Annotated in this window: 1 protein-coding gene; it reads right to left on the bottom strand. The window is 67.5% G+C overall.

Annotation, left to right across the window (positions count from 1 at the left end; translation table 11 throughout):
• Positions 1–78: 78 nt before the first annotated feature.
• Positions 79–875 (bottom strand): IS5 family transposase gene (locus tag KUM32_RS36665; protein WP_254406654.1). Its coding sequence is split into 2 segments (ribosomal slippage): positions 79–537 and positions 540–875, totalling 795 coding nucleotides; the frame shifts between segments, so codons are not numbered across the junction.
• Positions 876–910 lie beyond the last annotated feature (35 nt).

Below are 910 nucleotides of genomic sequence, written 5' to 3'. Positions count from 1 at the left end.
GGCTTACCGTGTTGGACACCAAGACTCTGACCTCCGAGCGACGCATCGCCCTCCCTACCGAGTGCCTTAGACGTCGTCTCATTTGGTGAGTCTGCGGTAGCAGATGAGGCTGCAGGCGATGGCGGTGAAGGCGAGGAAGTGCTCGGCCTTGCGTTCATAGCGGCGGTGCAAACGTCGGCAGCCGCCCAGCCAGGACATCGTGCGTTCGATGGTCCAGCGGTGCCGGCCGAGCCGGGTGGAGGACTCGGTGCCCTTGCGGGCGATGCGGGGCCGGATGCCGCGCTTTCGCAGCCATCGGCGCAGGTGGTCGTAGTCATAGCCCTTGTCCGCGTGCAGCTTGGCGGGACATCGTCTGCGCGGCCCGCGACGGGAGCGGATGGGCGGGATGCCACGCACGAGCGGCTGGAGTGCCTGACTGTCGTGCAGGTTCGCGCCGGAGATCCCGATCGAGAGGGGTAAACCGGTCCGCTCGGTGATCAAGTGGATCTTCGAGCCCTTCTTGCCCCGGTCCACAGGATTCGGACCTGTCAGCTCCCCCCTTTCAAGGCCCGTATGTTCACCGAGTCGATCGCGCACCGCGACCAGTCCAGGTCTCCGCGCGAGCCCAGTTCGTCGAGGATGAGGCGGTGCAGCTTCGCCCAGACCCGGGCGGCACTCCACTCGGTGAAGCGGCGGTGCGCGGTCGGCCCCGACGGGCCGAAGACCGGCGGCAGCTGCCGCCAGGTGCAGCCCGTCATGGCCACGAAGATGATCGCGGCCAGCACCTCGCGATCCCCGTACCGGCGCCGGCCGCCGCCCTGCGGACGTGATGGAGCGGGAGGCACCACCCGCTGGAACAACTCCCACAACTCGTCCGGCACCATGCGCTCGACCATCACCACATGATGCAGACTACCCAGCACCCCAAATG

Source organism: Streptomyces sp. AC627_RSS907 (assembly GCF_019049165.1).
This window is presented reverse-complemented; position numbering and strand designations above follow the sequence as displayed.